The sequence below is a fragment of the Rhizobium sp. SG2393 genome, assembly GCF_042610495.1.
In the GTDB taxonomy this organism is placed as follows: Bacteria; Pseudomonadota; Alphaproteobacteria; order Rhizobiales; family Rhizobiaceae; genus RU20A.
In genome coordinates this window covers 830293-847033 of sequence record NZ_JBHGAP010000001.1, presented here as the reverse complement: position 1 = coordinate 847033, position 16741 = coordinate 830293, and the positions used below count along the sequence as shown (strand labels likewise).

Annotated in this window: 21 protein-coding genes; 7 read left to right on the top strand and 14 right to left on the bottom strand. The window is 64.4% G+C overall.

Translation table 11 applies throughout. The annotated features are described in order from the left end of the window. The first annotated feature begins 28 nt into the window (after nt 1-28). Both ACED18_RS04085 and ACED18_RS04080 read left to right on the top strand, forming a co-directional pair. Nucleotides 29-751 carry a rhomboid family intramembrane serine protease gene (locus ACED18_RS04085; protein WP_377289240.1) on the top strand — a complete coding sequence of 241 codons (723 nt, stop codon included), beginning with the start codon at nt 29-31 and terminating at the stop codon, nt 749-751. 164 nt (nt 752-915) lie between these two features. Continuing rightward, nucleotides 916-1344, top strand: a complete 429-nt coding sequence (locus tag ACED18_RS04080; protein ID WP_377291025.1) for a CBS domain-containing protein — start codon at nt 916-918, stop codon at nt 1342-1344. Nucleotides 1345-1436: 92 nt separating this feature from the next. Here the strand turns inward: ACED18_RS04080 and ACED18_RS04075 are convergent, their stop codons facing one another. From ACED18_RS04075 to folE, 3 genes are all read right to left on the bottom strand, one after another. Then, entirely contained in the window at nt 1437-2396 is a 960-nt protein-coding gene (locus ACED18_RS04075; RefSeq protein WP_377289238.1) for a patatin-like phospholipase family protein, read from the bottom strand. A gap of 213 nt (nt 2397-2609) precedes the next feature. Further along, nucleotides 2610-3062: a phosphoribosyl-AMP cyclohydrolase gene (gene hisI / locus ACED18_RS04070; RefSeq protein WP_377289236.1), complete on the bottom strand. Its 453-nt coding sequence runs from the start codon at nt 3060-3062 to the stop codon at nt 2610-2612. 39 nt (nt 3063-3101) lie between these two features. Next, complete coding sequence (gene folE / locus ACED18_RS04065) at nt 3102-3722, bottom strand: GTP cyclohydrolase I FolE (RefSeq protein ID WP_377289234.1); 621 nt, start codon at nt 3720-3722, stop codon at nt 3102-3104. A 382-nt stretch (nt 3723-4104) separates the two neighbouring features. Between folE and ACED18_RS04060 the strand changes: the two genes are divergently transcribed. Together ACED18_RS04060 and yidD are read left to right on the top strand one after the other, a co-directional pair. Next, entirely contained in the window at nt 4105-4566 is a 462-nt protein-coding gene (locus ACED18_RS04060; RefSeq protein ID WP_377289232.1) for an iron-sulfur cluster assembly scaffold protein, read from the top strand. Nucleotides 4567-4586: 20 nt separating this feature from the next. Then, complete coding sequence (gene yidD / locus ACED18_RS04055) at nt 4587-4949, top strand: membrane protein insertion efficiency factor YidD (protein ID WP_377289230.1); 363 nt, start codon at nt 4587-4589, stop codon at nt 4947-4949. 9 nt (nt 4950-4958) lie between these two features. On the opposite strand, the gene ACED18_RS04050 is transcribed toward yidD, so the two are convergent. Further along, entirely contained in the window at nt 4959-5420 is a 462-nt protein-coding gene (locus ACED18_RS04050) for an Lrp/AsnC family transcriptional regulator (RefSeq protein ID WP_377289228.1), read from the bottom strand. Between the two features lie 140 nt (nt 5421-5560). On the opposite strand from ACED18_RS04050, the gene ald reads away from it, so the two are divergent. Continuing rightward, a complete protein-coding gene (gene ald / locus ACED18_RS04045) occupies nt 5561-6679 on the top strand; it encodes an alanine dehydrogenase (RefSeq protein WP_377289226.1) in 1119 nt (372 codons plus the stop codon). A gap of 424 nt (nt 6680-7103) precedes the next feature. Here ald and ACED18_RS04040 read toward each other — a convergent pair whose 3' ends face one another. The 10 genes from ACED18_RS04040 to ACED18_RS03995 all read right to left on the bottom strand — a co-directional run bounded on the left by ACED18_RS04040 (nt 7104) and on the right by ACED18_RS03995 (nt 14845). Beyond that, nucleotides 7104-7595 (bottom strand): F0F1 ATP synthase subunit B, encoded by a 492-nt coding sequence (locus ACED18_RS04040; RefSeq protein ID WP_377289224.1) that lies wholly within the window; start codon nt 7593-7595, stop codon nt 7104-7106. A gap of 12 nt (nt 7596-7607) precedes the next feature. Beyond that, on the bottom strand, nt 7608-8234 hold the full coding sequence (locus ACED18_RS04035) for a F0F1 ATP synthase subunit B (protein ID WP_377289222.1): 627 nt from the start codon (nt 8232-8234) through the stop codon (nt 7608-7610). A 73-nt stretch (nt 8235-8307) separates the two neighbouring features. Beyond that, entirely contained in the window at nt 8308-8535 is a 228-nt protein-coding gene (locus tag ACED18_RS04030) for a F0F1 ATP synthase subunit C (protein ID WP_149739511.1), read from the bottom strand. A gap of 76 nt (nt 8536-8611) precedes the next feature. Beyond that, complete coding sequence (locus ACED18_RS04025; RefSeq protein WP_377289219.1) at nt 8612-9373, bottom strand: F0F1 ATP synthase subunit A; 762 nt, start codon at nt 9371-9373, stop codon at nt 8612-8614. A gap of 61 nt (nt 9374-9434) precedes the next feature. Next, the gene (locus ACED18_RS04020) at nt 9435-9794 is read right to left on the bottom strand and encodes an AtpZ/AtpI family protein (RefSeq protein WP_377289217.1); all 360 of its coding nucleotides are present in this window, start codon (nt 9792-9794) and stop codon (nt 9435-9437) included. A gap of 278 nt (nt 9795-10072) precedes the next feature. Further along, a complete protein-coding gene (locus ACED18_RS04015; RefSeq protein WP_377291023.1) occupies nt 10073-11176 on the bottom strand; it encodes a cell wall hydrolase in 1104 nt (367 codons plus the stop codon). A 317-nt stretch (nt 11177-11493) separates the two neighbouring features. Further along, nucleotides 11494-12012: a GNAT family N-acetyltransferase gene (locus tag ACED18_RS04010; protein WP_377291021.1), complete on the bottom strand. Its 519-nt coding sequence runs from the start codon at nt 12010-12012 to the stop codon at nt 11494-11496. Between the two features lie 118 nt (nt 12013-12130). Next, nucleotides 12131-13000 (bottom strand): 3-mercaptopyruvate sulfurtransferase, encoded by an 870-nt coding sequence (gene sseA / locus ACED18_RS04005; RefSeq protein WP_377289215.1) that lies wholly within the window; start codon nt 12998-13000, stop codon nt 12131-12133. A gap of 62 nt (nt 13001-13062) precedes the next feature. Further along, the gene (locus tag ACED18_RS04000) at nt 13063-13800 is read right to left on the bottom strand and encodes an alanyl-tRNA editing protein (RefSeq protein ID WP_377289213.1); all 738 of its coding nucleotides are present in this window, start codon (nt 13798-13800) and stop codon (nt 13063-13065) included. Nucleotides 13801-13807: 7 nt separating this feature from the next. Continuing rightward, nucleotides 13808-14845, bottom strand: coding sequence for a cysteine synthase A (locus ACED18_RS03995; RefSeq protein WP_377289211.1), 1038 nt, complete (start codon nt 14843-14845; stop codon nt 13808-13810). Nucleotides 14846-15147: 302 nt separating this feature from the next. On the opposite strand from ACED18_RS03995, the gene ACED18_RS03990 reads away from it, so the two are divergent. Beyond that, the gene (locus ACED18_RS03990) at nt 15148-15852 is read left to right on the top strand and encodes a ChrR family anti-sigma-E factor (RefSeq protein WP_377291019.1); all 705 of its coding nucleotides are present in this window, start codon (nt 15148-15150) and stop codon (nt 15850-15852) included. Between the two features lie 54 nt (nt 15853-15906). Next, nucleotides 15907-16731, top strand: a complete 825-nt coding sequence (locus ACED18_RS03985; protein ID WP_377289209.1) for an SDR family NAD(P)-dependent oxidoreductase — start codon at nt 15907-15909, stop codon at nt 16729-16731. Nucleotides 16732-16741: the final 10 nt, after the last annotated feature.

Genomic DNA, 16741 nt, shown 5'->3' with positions numbered 1-16741 from the left:
CGCGGGGCGCGAGGAAGCGGAGCCAGGGATGAACGGTACGGAAGACACCAGACCCGAATTGGCGCCGGAGCCGCCGCGCCGCGAGCCGGCGTTCAACCTGCCTGCGCCGCTCGTGGTCATGAGCGCGGTCCTGATCCTCATCCATCTGGTGCGCGTCTATCTGCTCAGCCCGGAGCAGGACGCCGAACTCATCTTCAACTTTGCCTTCCTGCCGGCGCGCTACTCCCATCCGCTGGCCGATCAGGGGCTTGCATGGCTGTGGTCGCCGGTGACCTACTCGCTGCTGCATGGCGGCTTCGAGCACCTGATCTTCAACCTGTTCTGGATGGTCGCCTTCGGCGCGCCGGTGGTTCGGCGGATCGGGACCTTGCGCTTCGTGCTCTTCTGGCTCCTGTCGGCCGTTGGCGCCATTGCCCTGCACCTGGCCATGCACTGGAACGACATGAGCGTGGTCATCGGTGCCTCGGGCGTGGTTTCGGGATTGATGGGGGCAGCGGCGCGATTCGTCTTTTCGCCAAGCGGGCGGGTGAGTCGCCAGTTTGCCCATCTCAACCGGCGACTGAGCATCGGGGAGGCCCTGTCGAACCGCTCCGTGCTGGTCTTCACGGGTATCTGGTTCATCACCAATCTGGTGGTCGGCGTCGCCTCGCTGTTTGCGGTCGGTGGCGCGCCGATCGCCTGGGAAGCGCATGTCGGCGGCTTTCTTTTCGGCTTTCTGCTGTTCGGCCTGTTCGACCCGCGTCAGGCCTGAACGGACCCAAAAGCCGCTCCTCGCGTTAACCTCCCGGTAATGTGTCCGCGATCGGTGCTTGATTTCGCCCTATCTCGGGCGCACCATGACCACTTCCGCATGATCGGGGCAGGGAGAGCCCCGAGCGGAAGTTTCGCCACATCAATGGGAGGATGTGCATGTCCGTGAATGTCAAGATCATACTGGATCAGAAGGGCCGCAACGTCGTCACCGTGGGACCGCAGGTCACGATGCGACAGGCCGCACGCTATCTCAACGAACACCATGTCGGCGCTTTGATCGTCGTCGAAGGCAATGACCGCATCGTCGGCATTCTCGCCGAGCGCGATATCGTCTCTTCCGTTGCCAAGCATGGTGCGGACTGCCTCGAAAAGCCGGTCTCCGCCTTCATGTGGGGCAATGTCTATTGCTGCACCGAGGACATGACGGTCGGCACGCTGATGGAAAAGATGACGCGTCTGCGTGCCCGCCACCTGCCGGTGGAGCGCGACGGGCGGCTGTCCGGCATCATCTCGATCGGCGACGTGGTGCGCCACCACATCGAGGCGATCGAGCGCGAAGCCGAGCACATCAAGGCCTATATCGCCGGCTGATCCGGACGCTTGACGCGCTGGCGCCCTTCGGCGTGGTGGCGGGATGCCGTCACCACGCACAAGCGCTCTGTGCCAAGGATTTCAGGCGATGATCAGCGCAGGGCTTCCGTCTGCATACGGCGGATCTCGGCCAGCTTGGCGCTGGCCTCATTATAGCCCCGGTCAATCGCTTCCGATGCGCGGTGGAATTCGGACAGGCCGATATCGGAGAGCTTCGGCAGCAAAGCCAGATCCGGTGGATCACCCGCCAGGCGCGCGCGCGAAATGCGATCCTGAATGATGTTGAACGCCTGGACCATGACGCTGGTGACGCCAAGCCGCGAATTGGGATTGTGGGCGGCGGCCGCTTTCTCGTCTTCGGGCGTGACAACTGCGGCCGTGTGCTTGACGACGGCGGAGCGGCCATAGAGGTCGTAGTGCAGGTTCACGGCGACGACCAGCGGCTGCTCGTAGGAGCGGCAGACGGAGACGGGGACCGGATTGACCAGCGCGCCATCCACCAGCGTGCGGTGGTTGCACTTGATGGGTTCGAAGATGCCGGGCAGGGCGTAGGAGGCGCGGATCGCCGTGATGAGCGAGCCGCGCTCGATCCACACTTCATGACCTGTCTGGATTTCCGTCGCGACGGCGACGAAGGGGCGGTCGAGATGTTCGATCGACAGATCCTGCAGATGTTCCTGCATGCGCTTGGTGAGCCGCAGGCCGCCCAGAAGGCCGCCGCCGCCAATGGCGAAATCGAGAAGGCCGGCGATGCGCCGGACCGTCAGAGAGCGAGCGAAGGACTCCAGTTCATCCAGCTTGCCGGCGAGGTAGCAGCCGCCGACGAGGGCGCCGATCGAGGTGCCCGCGATCATGCCGACCTCGATGCCGGCTTCGTCCAGGGCGCGCAAGACGCCGATATGGGCCCAGCCGCGCGCCGCGCCGCCGCCCAGCGCCAGCGCGATCTTTGCCTTGCGGGGTGGGGCAGGCTCGGGAATGAGGGGCGTGGTTGCACCCATCTGCTGGCTTGGGCCGTCAGCACTCTGGGTACGCAGGAAACTCCAGTTCAACACGTTGCCCTCCAGTCAGGCCGCCGCGCAGATGCGTGCCGGTCCTTGCCCGCCCGCCTGCGTCGCCACAGAACGGGCCGTGCAGCCGCTTTTGCCGGTTGCTGGGATCTTCATGGGAAAAATCCAGTGCCAGAAGCGGTGTCTGACCAGTAAAGCCGAAATTTGGTTTCATTTCGATGAAGTGTCGGAATGTCTGTGCTGAAACCGGGCAGATGCTTAATTTTTGCCATAGACGTCAGCGGGGTCGAAGCTCGGATCGCCACCGGTCACGGTGAGGCGGGCCTGCCCGTTCTCCAGCGTGACGCTGCGGTAGAAGCATGAACGGCGGCCCGTGTGGCAGGTCGCGTCATGCCCCGCGACCTCGACCTTCAGCCAAATGGCGTCCTGGTCGCAGTCTGTCAGGATCTGGCGCACGGTCTGGAGATTTCCAGAGGTCTCGCCCTTTTTCCAGAGCTTGCCGCGCGAGCGGCTGTAATAATGCGCGATGCCGGTCTCTATGGTCAGCGAAAGCGCCTCGGCATTCATGTGCGCCACCATCAGCAGTTCGCCGTCGCGGGCGTCCGTCACCACGGCCGTCACGAGGCCATGGGCATCGAAGCGCGGTGACAACAAAACGCCTTCCTCAAGCGTCGGCTTGTCGGAAGGCGCGGGTTCGAAGGTGATGGTCATGCTGGGCTCCCGCTTGGTGCCGGAGCCCCGCGTTTCAGATCAGCGGAAGCCCCGGATCATGGTCATGAAGCGGACCTGTTCGGCCGGCTCGGTCTTGAACGAACCGGTAAAGGTCGTCGTCAGCGTTGTCGAGCCCTGCTTCTGGATGCCGCGCATGGCCATGCACATATGCTCGGCCTCCACCATGACGGCAACGCCGCGCGGACGCAGGCTCTCGTCGATGGCCCTGGCGATCTGCGAGGTCATGGTTTCCTGGGTCTGAAGGCGGCGGCCGAAGATCTCGACGACGCGGGCGATCTTGGACAGGCCAAGCACGCGGCCATTCGGCAGGTAGGCGACATGGGCCTTGCCGATGATCGGCACCATGTGATGCTCGCAGTGTGAGAAGAACGGGATGTCCTTGACGAGCACGATGTCGTCATAGCCTGCCACTTCCTCGAAGGTGCGGCCGAGCACGTCTTCCGGCGCCTGGTCGTAGCCGGAGAAAAGTTCCTTGTAGGCCTTGGCGACGCGCTTGGGCGTATCCAGCAGGCCCTCACGGTTCGGATCGTCGCCGGCCCAGCGCAGGAGAACGCGGATCGCGTCCTCGGCTTCCTTCTGGGTGGGGCGATCCCCTTCGCTGTCGGCGAAGGAGGGAAAATTCTTCACGATGGCATCCATGGTACGGCCTCTTGCGCGACGATCGCGGTACGACGATGATCATTCGGACGCTACGCCGCTGGCCGAGCACCTGTCAGACAGGTGTGGGTTCCGTTGGCGGGCTCCGGGGCTTTCCGGACATCTGCATTTCGTGTCGCAGATGCCTTCCGGCACGGTTTCCCAAACAACAGGCGACAGCCGCAGGTCTTGCGGACCTGTCACCCCAACACGACATAGCATATAGTATGGCGCTATATCCGTGAAAGAGCACGTGAGCGACGCGCTGTGCTTTTTTCCGACATACGGCGCAAAATTCGTTACGGATCAGCGCTGCCGACGAAATGCTGAAACTTTGACAGGGCCCGGCCGCCTCTTGGCCGGACGGGCCGCTCAGGACGAACCGATGATCGACGATATCTACAGCAGCCGCATCCTCGATTTTGCCGGCAATATCGGCCGCATCGGCCGGCTTGCTGCACCGGACGCGACCGCATCGGCCCATTCCAAGCTCTGCGGATCACGGGTGACGGTCGATCTTGCGGTGCGGAACGGGCAGGTGGTGGATTTCGCCCATGAGGTAAAGGCCTGCGCGCTGGGGCAGGCGTCCTCCGCCATCATGGCGGCCCATGTCGTCGGCGCTTCCGTGGAGGAGGTGCGTGCGGCCCGCCAGGCCATGGTCGCCATGCTGACCGCTGAGGGGGAGGGACCCGAGGGGCGGTTTTCGGACATGCGGTTTCTCAAGCCCGTTAAGGATTACAAGGCACGGCATGCCTCGACGCTTCTGACCTTCGATGCCGTCTGCGCCTGTCTGGACCAGATCGAGGCGGAGGCTGAGGGTGCCTTGGCGCCGTCGGCTGCCGTCTAGCCATGTGCTCCGAGCATCCTATGTGCTCCGACGACAAGGAGACGGGTAGCGATGCGCCGCCCCGGCGCTTTTCCCGCAACTGGCAGGGCGCTTTTCCGAAGACGCCCGGCCGGCTTTTCGGCCTTGTCCTCATCCGCGCCTACCAGCTCACGCTCTCCTCGCTCATCGGCCAGTCCTGCCGGCATGCGCCGACCTGCTCGGAATATGGCTACGAGGCCGTGGCGCGCTTCGGCCTGTGGCGCGGCGGGTTCATGGCGCTGTTTCGCGTGCTGCGCTGCGGACCGGGCGGCACCCATGGCTTCGATCCTGTGCCGGAGCAGCTTGCGCCGCATTTCGTCTGGTGGGCGCCCTGGCGGCTGTGGGCCGTGTCGCGGCCGCACTGAGGGCCGGTGTCACAGGCCGACATTGGGACGGTCGATGATCTCGCGCAGGGCAAAGCTCGAATTGATCTTCACCACATGGGGGAGCGCGGAGAGCCAGTCGCGGTGGATGCGCTCGTAATCCTCCAGATCGCGCGCGGCGATGCGCAGGATGTAGTCGTATTCGCCGGACATGAGATAGCAGACAAGCACGTTCGGACAGAGTTTGACCGCCGCCTCGAATTCCGACAGCGTCTTGGCGAACTGGCCGGACAGCGAGATGTGGACGATGGCGATGATCTTGTAATCCAGCGCCCGGTGCGACAATCTCGCCTGATAGCCGCTGATGACGCCGCTTTTTTCGAGAATATCCAGCCGGCGCGAGCAGGCAGATGGCGACAGGCCGACCTTCTCGGCCAGTTCCGCATTGGAAATGCGGCCGTGGTGCTGAAGCACTCTCAGCATCGCAGTATCGATGGCATCCAGGGCGGACATTCGAATTTCCTTCGATCATATCGTTTCAGATTCGCAGGATATTCTGAATTTAGCGTTCGCAGCCGAAACTTTGCAAGGACATTTCCGCTTTCCGGAGTCAGGCTCTCGATCCTCAGGAAAGGCCGCGGAAAGGGAGCACAATGCGGGTCGGATGTCCGAAGGAAATCAAGAATCACGAGTATCGCGTCGGCCTGACGCCGGGTGCGGTGCGCGAATATGTGGCGCACGGCCATGAGGTGCTGATCGAGACCAAGGCCGGGGCCGGCATCGGCGCTGACGACGACGCCTATCGCGCCGCCGGCGCGAAGATCGTCGGCACGGCCAGGGAGATCTTCGAGAAGGCCGACATGGTCGTGAAGGTTAAGGAGCCGCAGCCGGAGGAATGGGTTCAGCTGCGCGAGGGCCAGATCCTCTACACCTACCTGCATCTGGCGCCCGATCCGGCCCAGACGAAGGGTCTGCTTGACAGCGGCGTCACCGCCATCGCCTACGAGACGGTGACGGACGAGCGCGGCGGGCTGCCGCTTCTGGCCCCCATGTCGGAAGTAGCCGGGCGGCTCTCCATCCAGGCGGGCGCCACGGCCCTGCAGAAGGCCAATGGCGGACGCGGCATCCTGCTCGGCGGCGTGCCGGGCGTGCTGCCGGCCAAGGTCACCGTGATCGGCGGCGGCGTGGTCGGCCTGCATGCGGCGCGCATGGCCGTCGGGCTCGGGGCGGATGTAACGATCCTCGATCGCTCCCTGCCGCGCCTGCGCCAGCTTGACGATCTCTTCGCCGGCCGCATCCACACGCGCTATTCCACCATCGACGCGCTGGAGGAGGAGGTGTTTTCAGCCGACCTCGTGATCGGCGCGGTGCTGATCCCCGGAGCGGCTGCGCCGAAGCTGGTAACGCGCGAGATGCTGTCGGGCATGAAGCAGGGCGCGGTCATCGTCGATGTCGCCATCGACCAGGGCGGCTGCTTTGAGACCTCGCATGCCACGACCCATTCCGACCCGACCTATGTGGTGGACGGTGTCATCCACTACTGCGTCGCCAACATGCCGGGCGCCGTGCCTGTCACCTCGGCCCACGCGCTGAACAACGCCACCCTCCACCACGGCCTGCAACTGGCCGATCGCGGCCTGAAGGCGATTGCCGAGGACCGGCATCTGCGCGCCGGCCTTAATGTGCACCGGGGACGGGTGACGAATGCGCCGGTGGCCGAAGCGCTGGGCTACGAGGTCCAGCCGGCCGAGCGTGCCTTGCAGGTGGCGTAAGAGACGTTTCCCGGGTGGCCGGCGCTTACAAGGTGCCGGTTACGCCCTCGTTCTGCGCCAGACCCGATCCGGCGAATGGCCGTATCCGGTCTTTGGGCATACTCGGTCTGCGAAGCGACAGCGTTTCGGATGGACATCGCCGGGCGCTGCAAAGGCGGCGCGCGTGTGACAGCCACTGACGGCAGCCTGTCGCGTGTTCCGGGATTGATGCGACACGCAGTCGATATCGTTCTCGCATGTCTTTCTCCTGAAACCGCGCAACATTTTCAGGATACCTGCTTCAGGCCCGGTCATCCAGGAACCGGCACCCCACAACAGCAAAACGCCGGAGCGCATGAGCACTCCGGCGTTTTCATGTGTTCTGTTCCTGCCCGATCCGGATCGCCGCGCGTCAGCGGCCGGCACCCGCTCGGTTCAGGTTGCGTCAGTTCAGGCGGGCGCGGACTTCGCCGAGCGCGCTGTTGAACAGCTCGTTCTGGGTCGAAGCGTCGGACTTGGCGGCAATCACCTTTTCGGCGGCGGCGATGGCCAGATCGACGGCGGCGGAACGCACGGCGTTGATCGCGTCGCTTTCGGCCTGGCGGATCTTCTGTTCCGACAGAGCCGTGCGGCGGGCGACGTATTCTTCCGTCTTCGCCTTGGCTTCGGCGGTCAGCGCATCGGCTTCGCGCTTGGCAGCGGCGACGATGGATGCGGCTTCCTGCTCGGCGTCCTTGCGCTTGCGCTGGAACTCGGCGACGAGCGCCTGGGCTTCTTCACGCAGACGCTTGGCTTCGGCCAGCTCGTTGCTGATCTTGTTGGCGCGGTCGTCGAGCGACTTGGCCAGCATGCCCGGAACCTTCAGGTACACCATCAGGCCGAGGAAGATGAGAAGGCCGACAAAGGCCCAGACTGTTGCAAGGGAGGTCAAATCCATGGCGCGTCTCCCTTACTTTGCAGACTGCACGGCGGCAGCTACGTCGGCTTCGCTGGCCTTGGGGCCGATGAGGCGTTCGACGACGGCGCCTGCCGTTTCGGTGGCGATCGTGCCGACTTCGGCCAGCGCCTTCGCCTTGATGTCGGCGATGCGGACTTCGGCGGCGGAGATCTTCTGGGTCAGGTCCGCTTCGAGCGCGGCGCGCTCTGCGTCAGCCTTGGCCTTGGCGGCATCGCGCGCTTCCGAAGCGATCGCATTGCCCTTGGCCTTGGCGGCTGCCAGTTCCTGTTCGTAGGATGCGATGGCCGCATCGGCCTCGGCCTTCAGGCGGGCGGCCTCATCGAGGTCCTGCGCGATCCGGTCGTGGCGTGTCTCGAGAATTCCGCCAATGCGCGGAATGATGACCTTGCTCATCAGGAGGTAGAACAGGCCAAAGGAAATCGCGAGCCAGAGAAGCTGCGATGCGAAATGGGTTGTGTCGAAGGGCGGGAAAACGCCTCCGTGACCGCCTTCGTGGGCTACACCGGTTTCGGTGTGAAGCTCACCGGCCGGAGCAGCGGCGTCATGTCCTGCTGCTGCGCCTTCCGTTGCGGTCGGCTCTGTCGTGGTTGACTGGGCGTAGGCCGCGGTCACAAACATGCTCACCTCCAGGTGCACTCAAATCGAGCGACCGCGGCGCACGCTGGCGCGCCGCGGTCGTGCCTTGCCGATATCAGACGGCGAAGAGCAGGAGGAGAGCGATGAGCAGCGAGAAGATGCCCAGAGCTTCCGTAACGGCGAAGCCGAATACCAGGCGGCCGAACTGGCCGTCAGCAGCCGACGGGTTGCGCAGGGCGCCGGCAAGGTAGTTGCCGAAGATGTTGCCAAGGCCGAGAGCCGTGCCGGCCATGCCGAGGGTCGCGATGCCTGCGCCGAGGTACTTTGCTGCTTCCGCTTCCATGTGAAACTCCTTCGAAATGGTTGTTGCGGCTATTCTTGTGGCGCCCGGAAGACAGGGCGCCGACGACGTTCAATCCTCAGTGACCGCCCGGGTGCACCGCGTCGTTGAGGTACATGCACGTCAGTACCGCAAAGACGTAGGCCTGCAGGAAGGCTACGAGGAATTCGAGACCGGTGAGGGCCACCGTCATGGCGAGCGGCAGAACCGCGCCGCCAATGCCGACGGCACCGAGCGTGCTGAGCGTGGCAACGAAGCCCGCGAACACCTTCAGCGTGATGTGACCGGCCAGCATGTTGGCGAAGAGACGAACCGAGAGGCTGATCGGACGCGAGAGGAACGAGATGACCTCGATCGCGACGACGAGCGGCAGAAGCGCACCCGGAACGCCATGGGGCACGAAGAGGCCGAGGAAGCCGAAGCCGTGCTTGTAGAAACCGTAGACGACGACCGTCAGGATGACGAAGAGCGCCAGAGCGAAGGTGACGATGATCTGCGAGGTGACCGTGAAGAAGTAGGGCACCATGCCGAGCAGGTTCGCGGTGAGCACGAACATGAACAGCGAGAAGACCATCGGGAAGAACTTCATGCCGTGGCTGCCGGCGCCTTCGCGCAGCATCGAGGCGATGAATTCGTAGGAGAGCTCGGACACCGACTGGAGGCGGCCGGGAATGAGGCCGCGCTGCGAGGTCGTGAGGTACAGGAAGCCGGTGGCGAGAACCACGGCGGCGACCATGAAGAGCGAGGAATTGGTGAAGGAGAAGTCGATGCCGCCAATTTCGATCGGAACGATCTTGTTGACCACAAACTGGTGTACCGGATCTACCTTGTCGCCTGCCACAGCCGCTCTCTCTGTCTTGTTGCCCGCCTTGCGGCCGGCCTGTTCGCGATCCGACCGGCCGTCAGGGCCCGTCGTTCTTATCCCTGCCGCCCATGCGGTCGACCGGATGGGGCGAAGCCACCATTCCCGCCGCGCGCATCACGTTCAGCACGCCGGCACAGAAGCCGAGGAGAAGGAACACGATCATTCCCCACGGCCCTGTAGCCGCAAAATTGTCCAAAAGCCAGCCCAGAATCGCACCGACGATGACGGCTGCAATGAATTCGCTCGAAAGCTTGACAGCCATGGCGTAACCCTTGCGGGTCTCGCTCGCACGCTCGTCAGCGGCCTTGATCTCCTCATCGTTCCGCCGGCGCCCCTTGAGGTTGGTCTCAAGCTTCCTCAGGCGTGCCTCGGGACTGTCTTCGGGTTTCTCCGCCATGGCCTTTTCTCCCTTTCGCTTCGCGCCGCATCATGTGCTGCGGCGGGATGACAAGGGCTGAAACTGCGCGGTGGCGGCCCGTTTTCAAGTCGGCCGCAACATAGTTTTAGGCCTCCCGCTAGTCAAGGCAGGGGCTTGCGCATTGCAGCGCATTAATTTCTCATGAAATCAAAGGGATAAGACGAAGGTCGGATTCGCCGCAGGGAATCTCTGGGGAATCGCTTGTGCGGCGCAACGAATTGCACCGCCTCACGAAAGCGTCATCGCCTTGTCTGGAATCAGGACCAGCCGCCGCCATAGGTGCGATAGAAGATGTGTTTGCCGATCTGGCCGACCCGCTTCATCGTCGGCGCCCAGTTCGGGCGCACATAGGTGGCGTGGTAATGGGTGGCGGAGCCCACTTCCGGCAACCAGATCTTGCCCGCGGTGACGGCCATGGCGACTTCCTTGGCCATTTTCCAGTGGGTGTGGGAATGCACCACGTCCTTGATGAAGTCGCAGGCGAACGAGAACTGGCAGCGATTGCGCCACTGTTCGTTCTGGTAGACGACGCCGCAGATGGTCTTCGGATAGGCGGGATTGCGCACGCGGTTGAGGATCACCTGCGCGACCGCGGCCTGACCTTTGAGGGATTCGCCGCGCGCCTCGAAATAGATCCCGTTTGCCAGGCATTCCTGCTCCGCTGCGGTGAAGACCTCCGGCGGCAGCGGTGTTGCGGCCCAGGCGTGGTCTTCGGGGGAGATCTGCGGGATGAAACGGCCGCGGCTGTCCTTGTCGGTCAAGATCGAATCGAAGGGCGACTGGCGGGCGTAGTCCGGCGCAGGTTCGGCATAGGCGGTGGCGAGAATGTCGGGCTTGGTGTTGGTGACGAGGCTTGCCAGCATGGGCGAGACCTGCGGATCGGCCGGTTCCGGCTTCTTGCGATAGAAGGCGGTGGCGATCTCGATTTCGCGGCCCTTGATCTTCGGGCGGGCGAAGGTCATGCGCTCCTTCCCGTCGAAATCGGGCTCCAGCAGCATGGAGTGGCGCTCGAGGATCGAGCCGGCAGTGAAATCCTTGGGCGGGGTGACGGGCACGACGGCGACGATTCGGCCCTTCTTGTCGCGGCGGTTGACGCGGTCTTCGTCCGGCGTCCCCGCCTCGTTCTTCTTGTCCCCCGTCAGCGCGGCCATGCGGCCATCGGGAAGGCGAAGGCCTGCGCCATCGGCCAATGCGCCGGTGGTGATGGGGTCGTTGAAGACCATCTCGACCTCGTGCACGGAGCCGGCGGGCGAGGTCGTCATATACATGCGCCAGCGTTCGCCGCCCCGGTTGATGCCGGAGAGATAGGTTGCGAGATCGGAATGGGCGGCATCGGTGGGCGTGCCGACGAAGGTGAGAATGCCGAGGAGGACGGGGCTGAGGAGCCCGAGGACCGACTGACCTGCCGTGCGGCGAGAAGCATGACGCTGACGCAAAAGACCGACTCCAAGGGAACGCGAACTGCACTGAAACGACAGGCGCCTGCACAGCGGCACCGGCGGCGACAGGCGGGGGCAACACCCTGCCGGCCGGGGCTTTCGGCCCGTTCGCCATGGTCGGAAAAATGAAGCATTAACCTTGATGTTTGGTTAATCGGCGCTTGCGGAGATCGGCGGGGCGCGAAAATGGCCGCCCTCGCATCCCGGCCCGACGGACATGATGGAGGGCGCCGGGTGCGTTACAATCCGGCGCGCTGCGCGAGTGCCAGCAGTTCCTCGTCGGAGAGCGGCGTGACTTCGGCCGTCGAGGTCGCGACGGGAGAGAAGCCGAAGCGCTGGTAGAGCTGGACGGCGCGGGGATGGTCGAGGTTGTTGGTGGTGGTGACGACGCGCTTCGGGGCCTCCGCCCAGGCGGCGTGGAGGGCCTGGAGCAGGAACCATTTGCCGAGACCCAGGCCGAGAGCGTGTTCCATCAGGCCGAAATGGGTGAGCTCCACCGTCTCCTCATCGATCTTCAGCAGCTCGAAGAAGCCGGCCGGAGCGCCGTTGACGTAAAGGACAGTCACGGAATTCCGGGGATCGTGCAGGGTCGCGGCCAGCGTGTCGCTGTCCATGCGCAGCCGGTCCGTCCACTGCCAGCGGCGCCCCACCTGAAGATAGAGGAAACGGTAGTAGGGCAGCGGGATTTCCGGCACGCGCAGGATGGCCGTCTGGATGTTGACCGGCACCGGCAGGCTCTGGCGCGGCGGCGCGGTCATTTCAAGCGCGGTGACGTGGGCGATGATCGTGCCGGTCGTGGGCTCCTGCTCGGCCGCCGCCGCGGTTGCGGGGCCGGGATCGCGTCCGATGCGCGGGATGTCGTTACCAATCATGCGGTCAGCGATCCTTCTTCGGGGTCGGCTCGGTGGTGACGGGCGTGTCGCTCCGGCTGCCCCATTCCGACCAGGACCCGTCATAGAGCGTATTGTCGGTATGGCCAAGCGAGTGCAGGGCCAGCGTGATCGTCGCTGCGGTCACGCCGGAGCCGCAGGAGGTGACGATCGGGCGGTCGAGGTCGATCCCGGCTTCGGTGATCAGGGTCTTGAGCTCTGCGAGCGTCTTCAGCCTGCCGTCGCTTGCGAAACTGCCGGCGGGCAGGTTGAGCGCGCCGGGCATGTGGCCGGACCGCATGCCGGGGCGCGGCTCGGCTTCCGTGCCGAGGAAACGGCCCGGACCGCGCGCGTCGGCAATCTGCACGGAGCCGTTATCCACGATGGCGCGCATCGCGTCGAAGCTTGTCACGGCATCCCCGTTGTAGGTCGGGGTGAAGGTGGCTGGCTGTGGGGTGGTCTGGACTGTCACCAGCGCGCGCCCCTCGTGCTTCCAGCCATCCAGCCCGCCATCGAGCACGAAGACCTTCCGTGCGCCCATGATGCGGAACAGCCACCAGACCCTGGGGGCGGAAAACAGGCCCGGGCCGTCATAGACGACGATCGTATCCGTCTCGGCGATGCCGAGCGCGCCGACGGCGGCGGCAAAAGCCTCAGGCGACGGCACGGAATGCGGCAGGCCGGTCGTCTTGTCGGCGATCTCGTCCTGATCGAAGAAGACGGCGCCCCGGATGTGGCCGGCCTCGTATTCGGCCCGGCCGTTGCGGTTGTGGGCGGGCAGATACCAGGCGGCATCGACGATGCGTATGTTTTGATCGTCGAGCCGGTCTTCCAGCCAGCTGGCGGAAACGACGAAGGGGCTCTTCTCTTCGCTCATGGGATTTTCGCTTTCGAATGGGACACGGATGGCGGCGGGTGTACGGCGCGGGCGAGCCGCGCTCAGGTCGCGGGGTCCGGCGTGCCGAACCGGATGCGGAAGCGGCGGTTTTCCTTGCCCTTCTTCTCGATGCGGGCAATGTGGATGGCGCCGACTTCGCCCGTCTCGGAGACGTGGGTGCCGCCGCAGGGTTGGCTGTCGATGGCGGCGTCCTTGCCGATGCAGACAAGGCTGACGCGGCCGAGGCCGACCGGGGGGCGGACGTTCTTCGACTTGACGATACCGGGATTGGCCAGCAGCTCGTCGTCAGTGATCCACTGGAGGTAGACGGGGTGGTTTTCGTTGACCAGCCGCATGAGGTCGGCGGTCACGGCGTCGCGGTCGATGGTCTCGCCCATGTCGAAATCGACCCGGCTTTCCTCCTCGCCGACGGCGGCACCCGTGATGGGGTAGGGGCAGACGACGGAGAGCAGGTGGCAGGCCGTGTGCATGCGCATCAGACGGTAGCGGCGCGGCCAGTCGATGTGGAGCACCAGCGCCTCGCCGATATCGGGCATCACAGCGCCTTCGGCCGGCTGGTGGATGATGATGTCCTTGGTGGCGCCGTGGCGGGCGACGGCAATGTCGATGCGGCTGCCATCGGCGCGCTCCAGGAAGCCGCTATCCCCCGGCTGGCCGCCGGAGGTCGCGTAGAAGCAGGTCTGGTCGAGCAGGATGCCCCCGTCGTCGGAAAAACCCGTGACGATCCCTTCCGCGGTCGAGAGATAGAAATCGTCGCGGAAGAGGGGGCGTGTCTGCATATGGATCTCAGGCCGTTTCGTAGGGGACTTCGATCTCCGGCGCCTTCGTCAGCCAGTCCGGGACGGGAAGTCCCTTGGAGCGCAGGAAATCGGGATTGAAGAGTTTCGACTGGTAGCGATTACCATAGTCGCAGAGGATCGTCACGATCGTATGTCCGGGGCCGAGGTCGCGGGCGAGCCTGATGGCGCCGGCGATGTTGATGCCGGAGGAGCCGCCAAGGCAGAGGCCTTCCTTCTCGATGAGGTCGAAGACGAGCGGGATCGCCTCCTGATCGGGGATCTGGTAGGCGAAGTCGGGCGTGAAGCCTTCGAGATTGGCGGTGATGCGTCCCTGGCCGATGCCTTCGGTGATGGAGCTGCCTTCGGCCTTGAGTTCGCCCGTCGTGTAGTGGCTGTAGAGGGCGGCGCCCAGCGGATCGGCAAGGCCGATCTTGATGTCGGGGTTGAAGGATTTCAGCCCCAGCGCGACGCCGGCCAGCGTGCCGCCGGAGCCGACGGCGCAGATGAAGCCATCCACCTTGCCGTCCGTGTCACGCCAGATTTCCGGCGCCGTCGTCTCGATATGGGCATCGCGGTTGGCGGTGTTGTCGAACTGGTTGGCCCAGACGGCGCCGCGCGGATCGGACTTGGCGAGCTGTTCGGCAAGCCGGCCGGAGAGGCGCACGTAGTTGTTGGGATTGCGGTAGGGGACGGCCGGCACTTCCACCAGTTCGGCGCCGAGAAGCCGCAGCGCGTCCTTCTTTTCCTCGCTCTGGGTTTCGGGAATGACGATGACGGTGCGGTAGCCGAGCGCGCGGGCGACGAGCGCAAGACCGATGCCGGTATTGCCGGCCGTGCCTTCAACGATGACGCCACCGGGCTTCAGCGCGCCGCTCTTTTCCGCGGCGCGGATGATGGAGAGTGCCGCGCGGTCCTTCACCGATTGGCCGGGATTGAGGAATTCCGCCTTGCCGAGAATGGTGCAGCCCGTCAGCTCCGATGCGCCCTTGAGGCGGATCAGCGGGGTGTTTCCAATGGCATCGAGAACGGAGGGCAGGGCGGGCATGGAGACTCCTCATGGCAACGATTCGCGGGGTGCGAGACGACGGCGCCGGTGGGCGGCACGCGTGCGGGCAGGATTGCGTTGTTTTCCGTCCAGCCCAAGGGAAATTCAAGCAACACCGTTGCGTCGCCATGCGATCCGGCACAAAAATCATTCGGAGCGGAAATTATTTGCCGGGGACCGTCCCGCGACTGATCCGGCGCTTGACGACCTGCGTAATGTTCACCGAGAACATGAAAACCATGATCGGCACGGGACACACGCTCGCGTGTTTCTCGACCTTTGAAATGGAGCAGCTTCGCCAAATGGCAAGCGCGAAACAAACAGGACTAGAGAAAAGAGTGCGGACAGAAGTTGAGACCATCGACGCCCTGCTGGCGCATTATGCTTCCGGCCTTCTGCCGGAGCCGGCCCGCGTCATCGTCGAGGCGCATCTTGAGATCAAGGCCGCCAATCGCCCGCTGGTCTCGGTGTTCGACGAGGTCGGCGGCGACATGCTGATGAGCGGACCGGAGGCCCAGATCACCCGGCGCGACGAGCGGCTGAACGCGATCTTTTCGGCAGAGCCGATCGCCGTTTCTCCTGTCAGGGACAGGGCTCCGGTGCTGGTCGACATGGGCGGCGGCGAGCAGATCCTGATGCCGAAGGCGATCCGCGAATTCGTTGGCTATGATGCCGACCGCATTCCGTGGCGCAGCAAGCTGCCCGGTTTCAAGGAGCACATCGTCGGCGAGATCGACGGTTTTGAGGTCAGCTTCTTCTGGATCCGTCCGGGCCGCGCGGTTCCGGCGCATACCCATCACGGCTGCGAGCTTTCCATCGTGCTCGACGGCGCCTTCAACGATGCGCGCGGCCGCTTCGGCCGGGGCGATATCTCGCTCGCCGACGACAGTGTCGATCACCGTCCGGTGGCGGAAGCCCAGCGCCCCTGCTTCGGCTTTGCCGTGGTCGATGCGCCGCTGAAGCTCACCGGCTCGCTCCGGCAGCTGATCGGCGACTTGATCGGCTGATCCTCGCCCTATCTCCTGACGTATAGGTCGACAGGACCTTTACAGGAGATAAGAATGGGCCACGCTTTCATTGCTAAACCGGATCAGGGCGTGGCCTGGGTCACGGGCGCGAGCAGCGGCATCGGCCGCGCCGTCGCGCTCGGCCTTCTGGCCCACGGTTTCCGGGTCGTGGTCACGGCGCGCAGCCATGACAAGCTGGTCGAGCTGCAGAATGCCTCCTCCGACCCCGGCCGGATCATCGTTCTCGATGGCGACGTCACCAACCCCGACGACATGAAGCGTGTTCTGGCCTCGATCGAATACGAGCACGGGCGCGTGGCGCTCGCCGTCCTCAATGCCGGCATCTACATCCCTGTTTCGGGCGATGATCTGAAGGTCGAGGATTTCCAGAAGACCTTCGACGTCAATCTCTCCGGTGTCGTGAACGGCCTGGTGCCGCTGATTGCCCATATGCGCCAGCGCCAGGGCGGCCAGATCGCCATCGTCTCTTCCGTCACGGGCTATCGTGGCCTGCCGACGAGTGCTGCCTATGGCGCGACCAAGGCGGCGCTGATCAACATGGCCGAATCGCTGAAATTCGATCTCGACCACGAAAACATCCACCTTCAGATCATCGACCCCGGCTTCGTGGAAACGGCCGCGACGGCGTCGAACGCGTTCACCATGCCGGCGCTGGTGACGGCGGAGGAGGCGGCAAAGCGCATCGTCAAGGGGCTTGGCACGGGCGCCTTCGAGATCACTTTCCCGAAGCGCTTCACCTATGTGCTGAAGCTGCTGCGCATCTTTCCCTATGCGCTCTATTTCCCGCTGGTGGCCCGCATGACGGGCTGGAACAAGCCGAAGGTCGAGCGGGAGCGGGCGGCAGCGCGCAAATCCTGACGCGCGATCG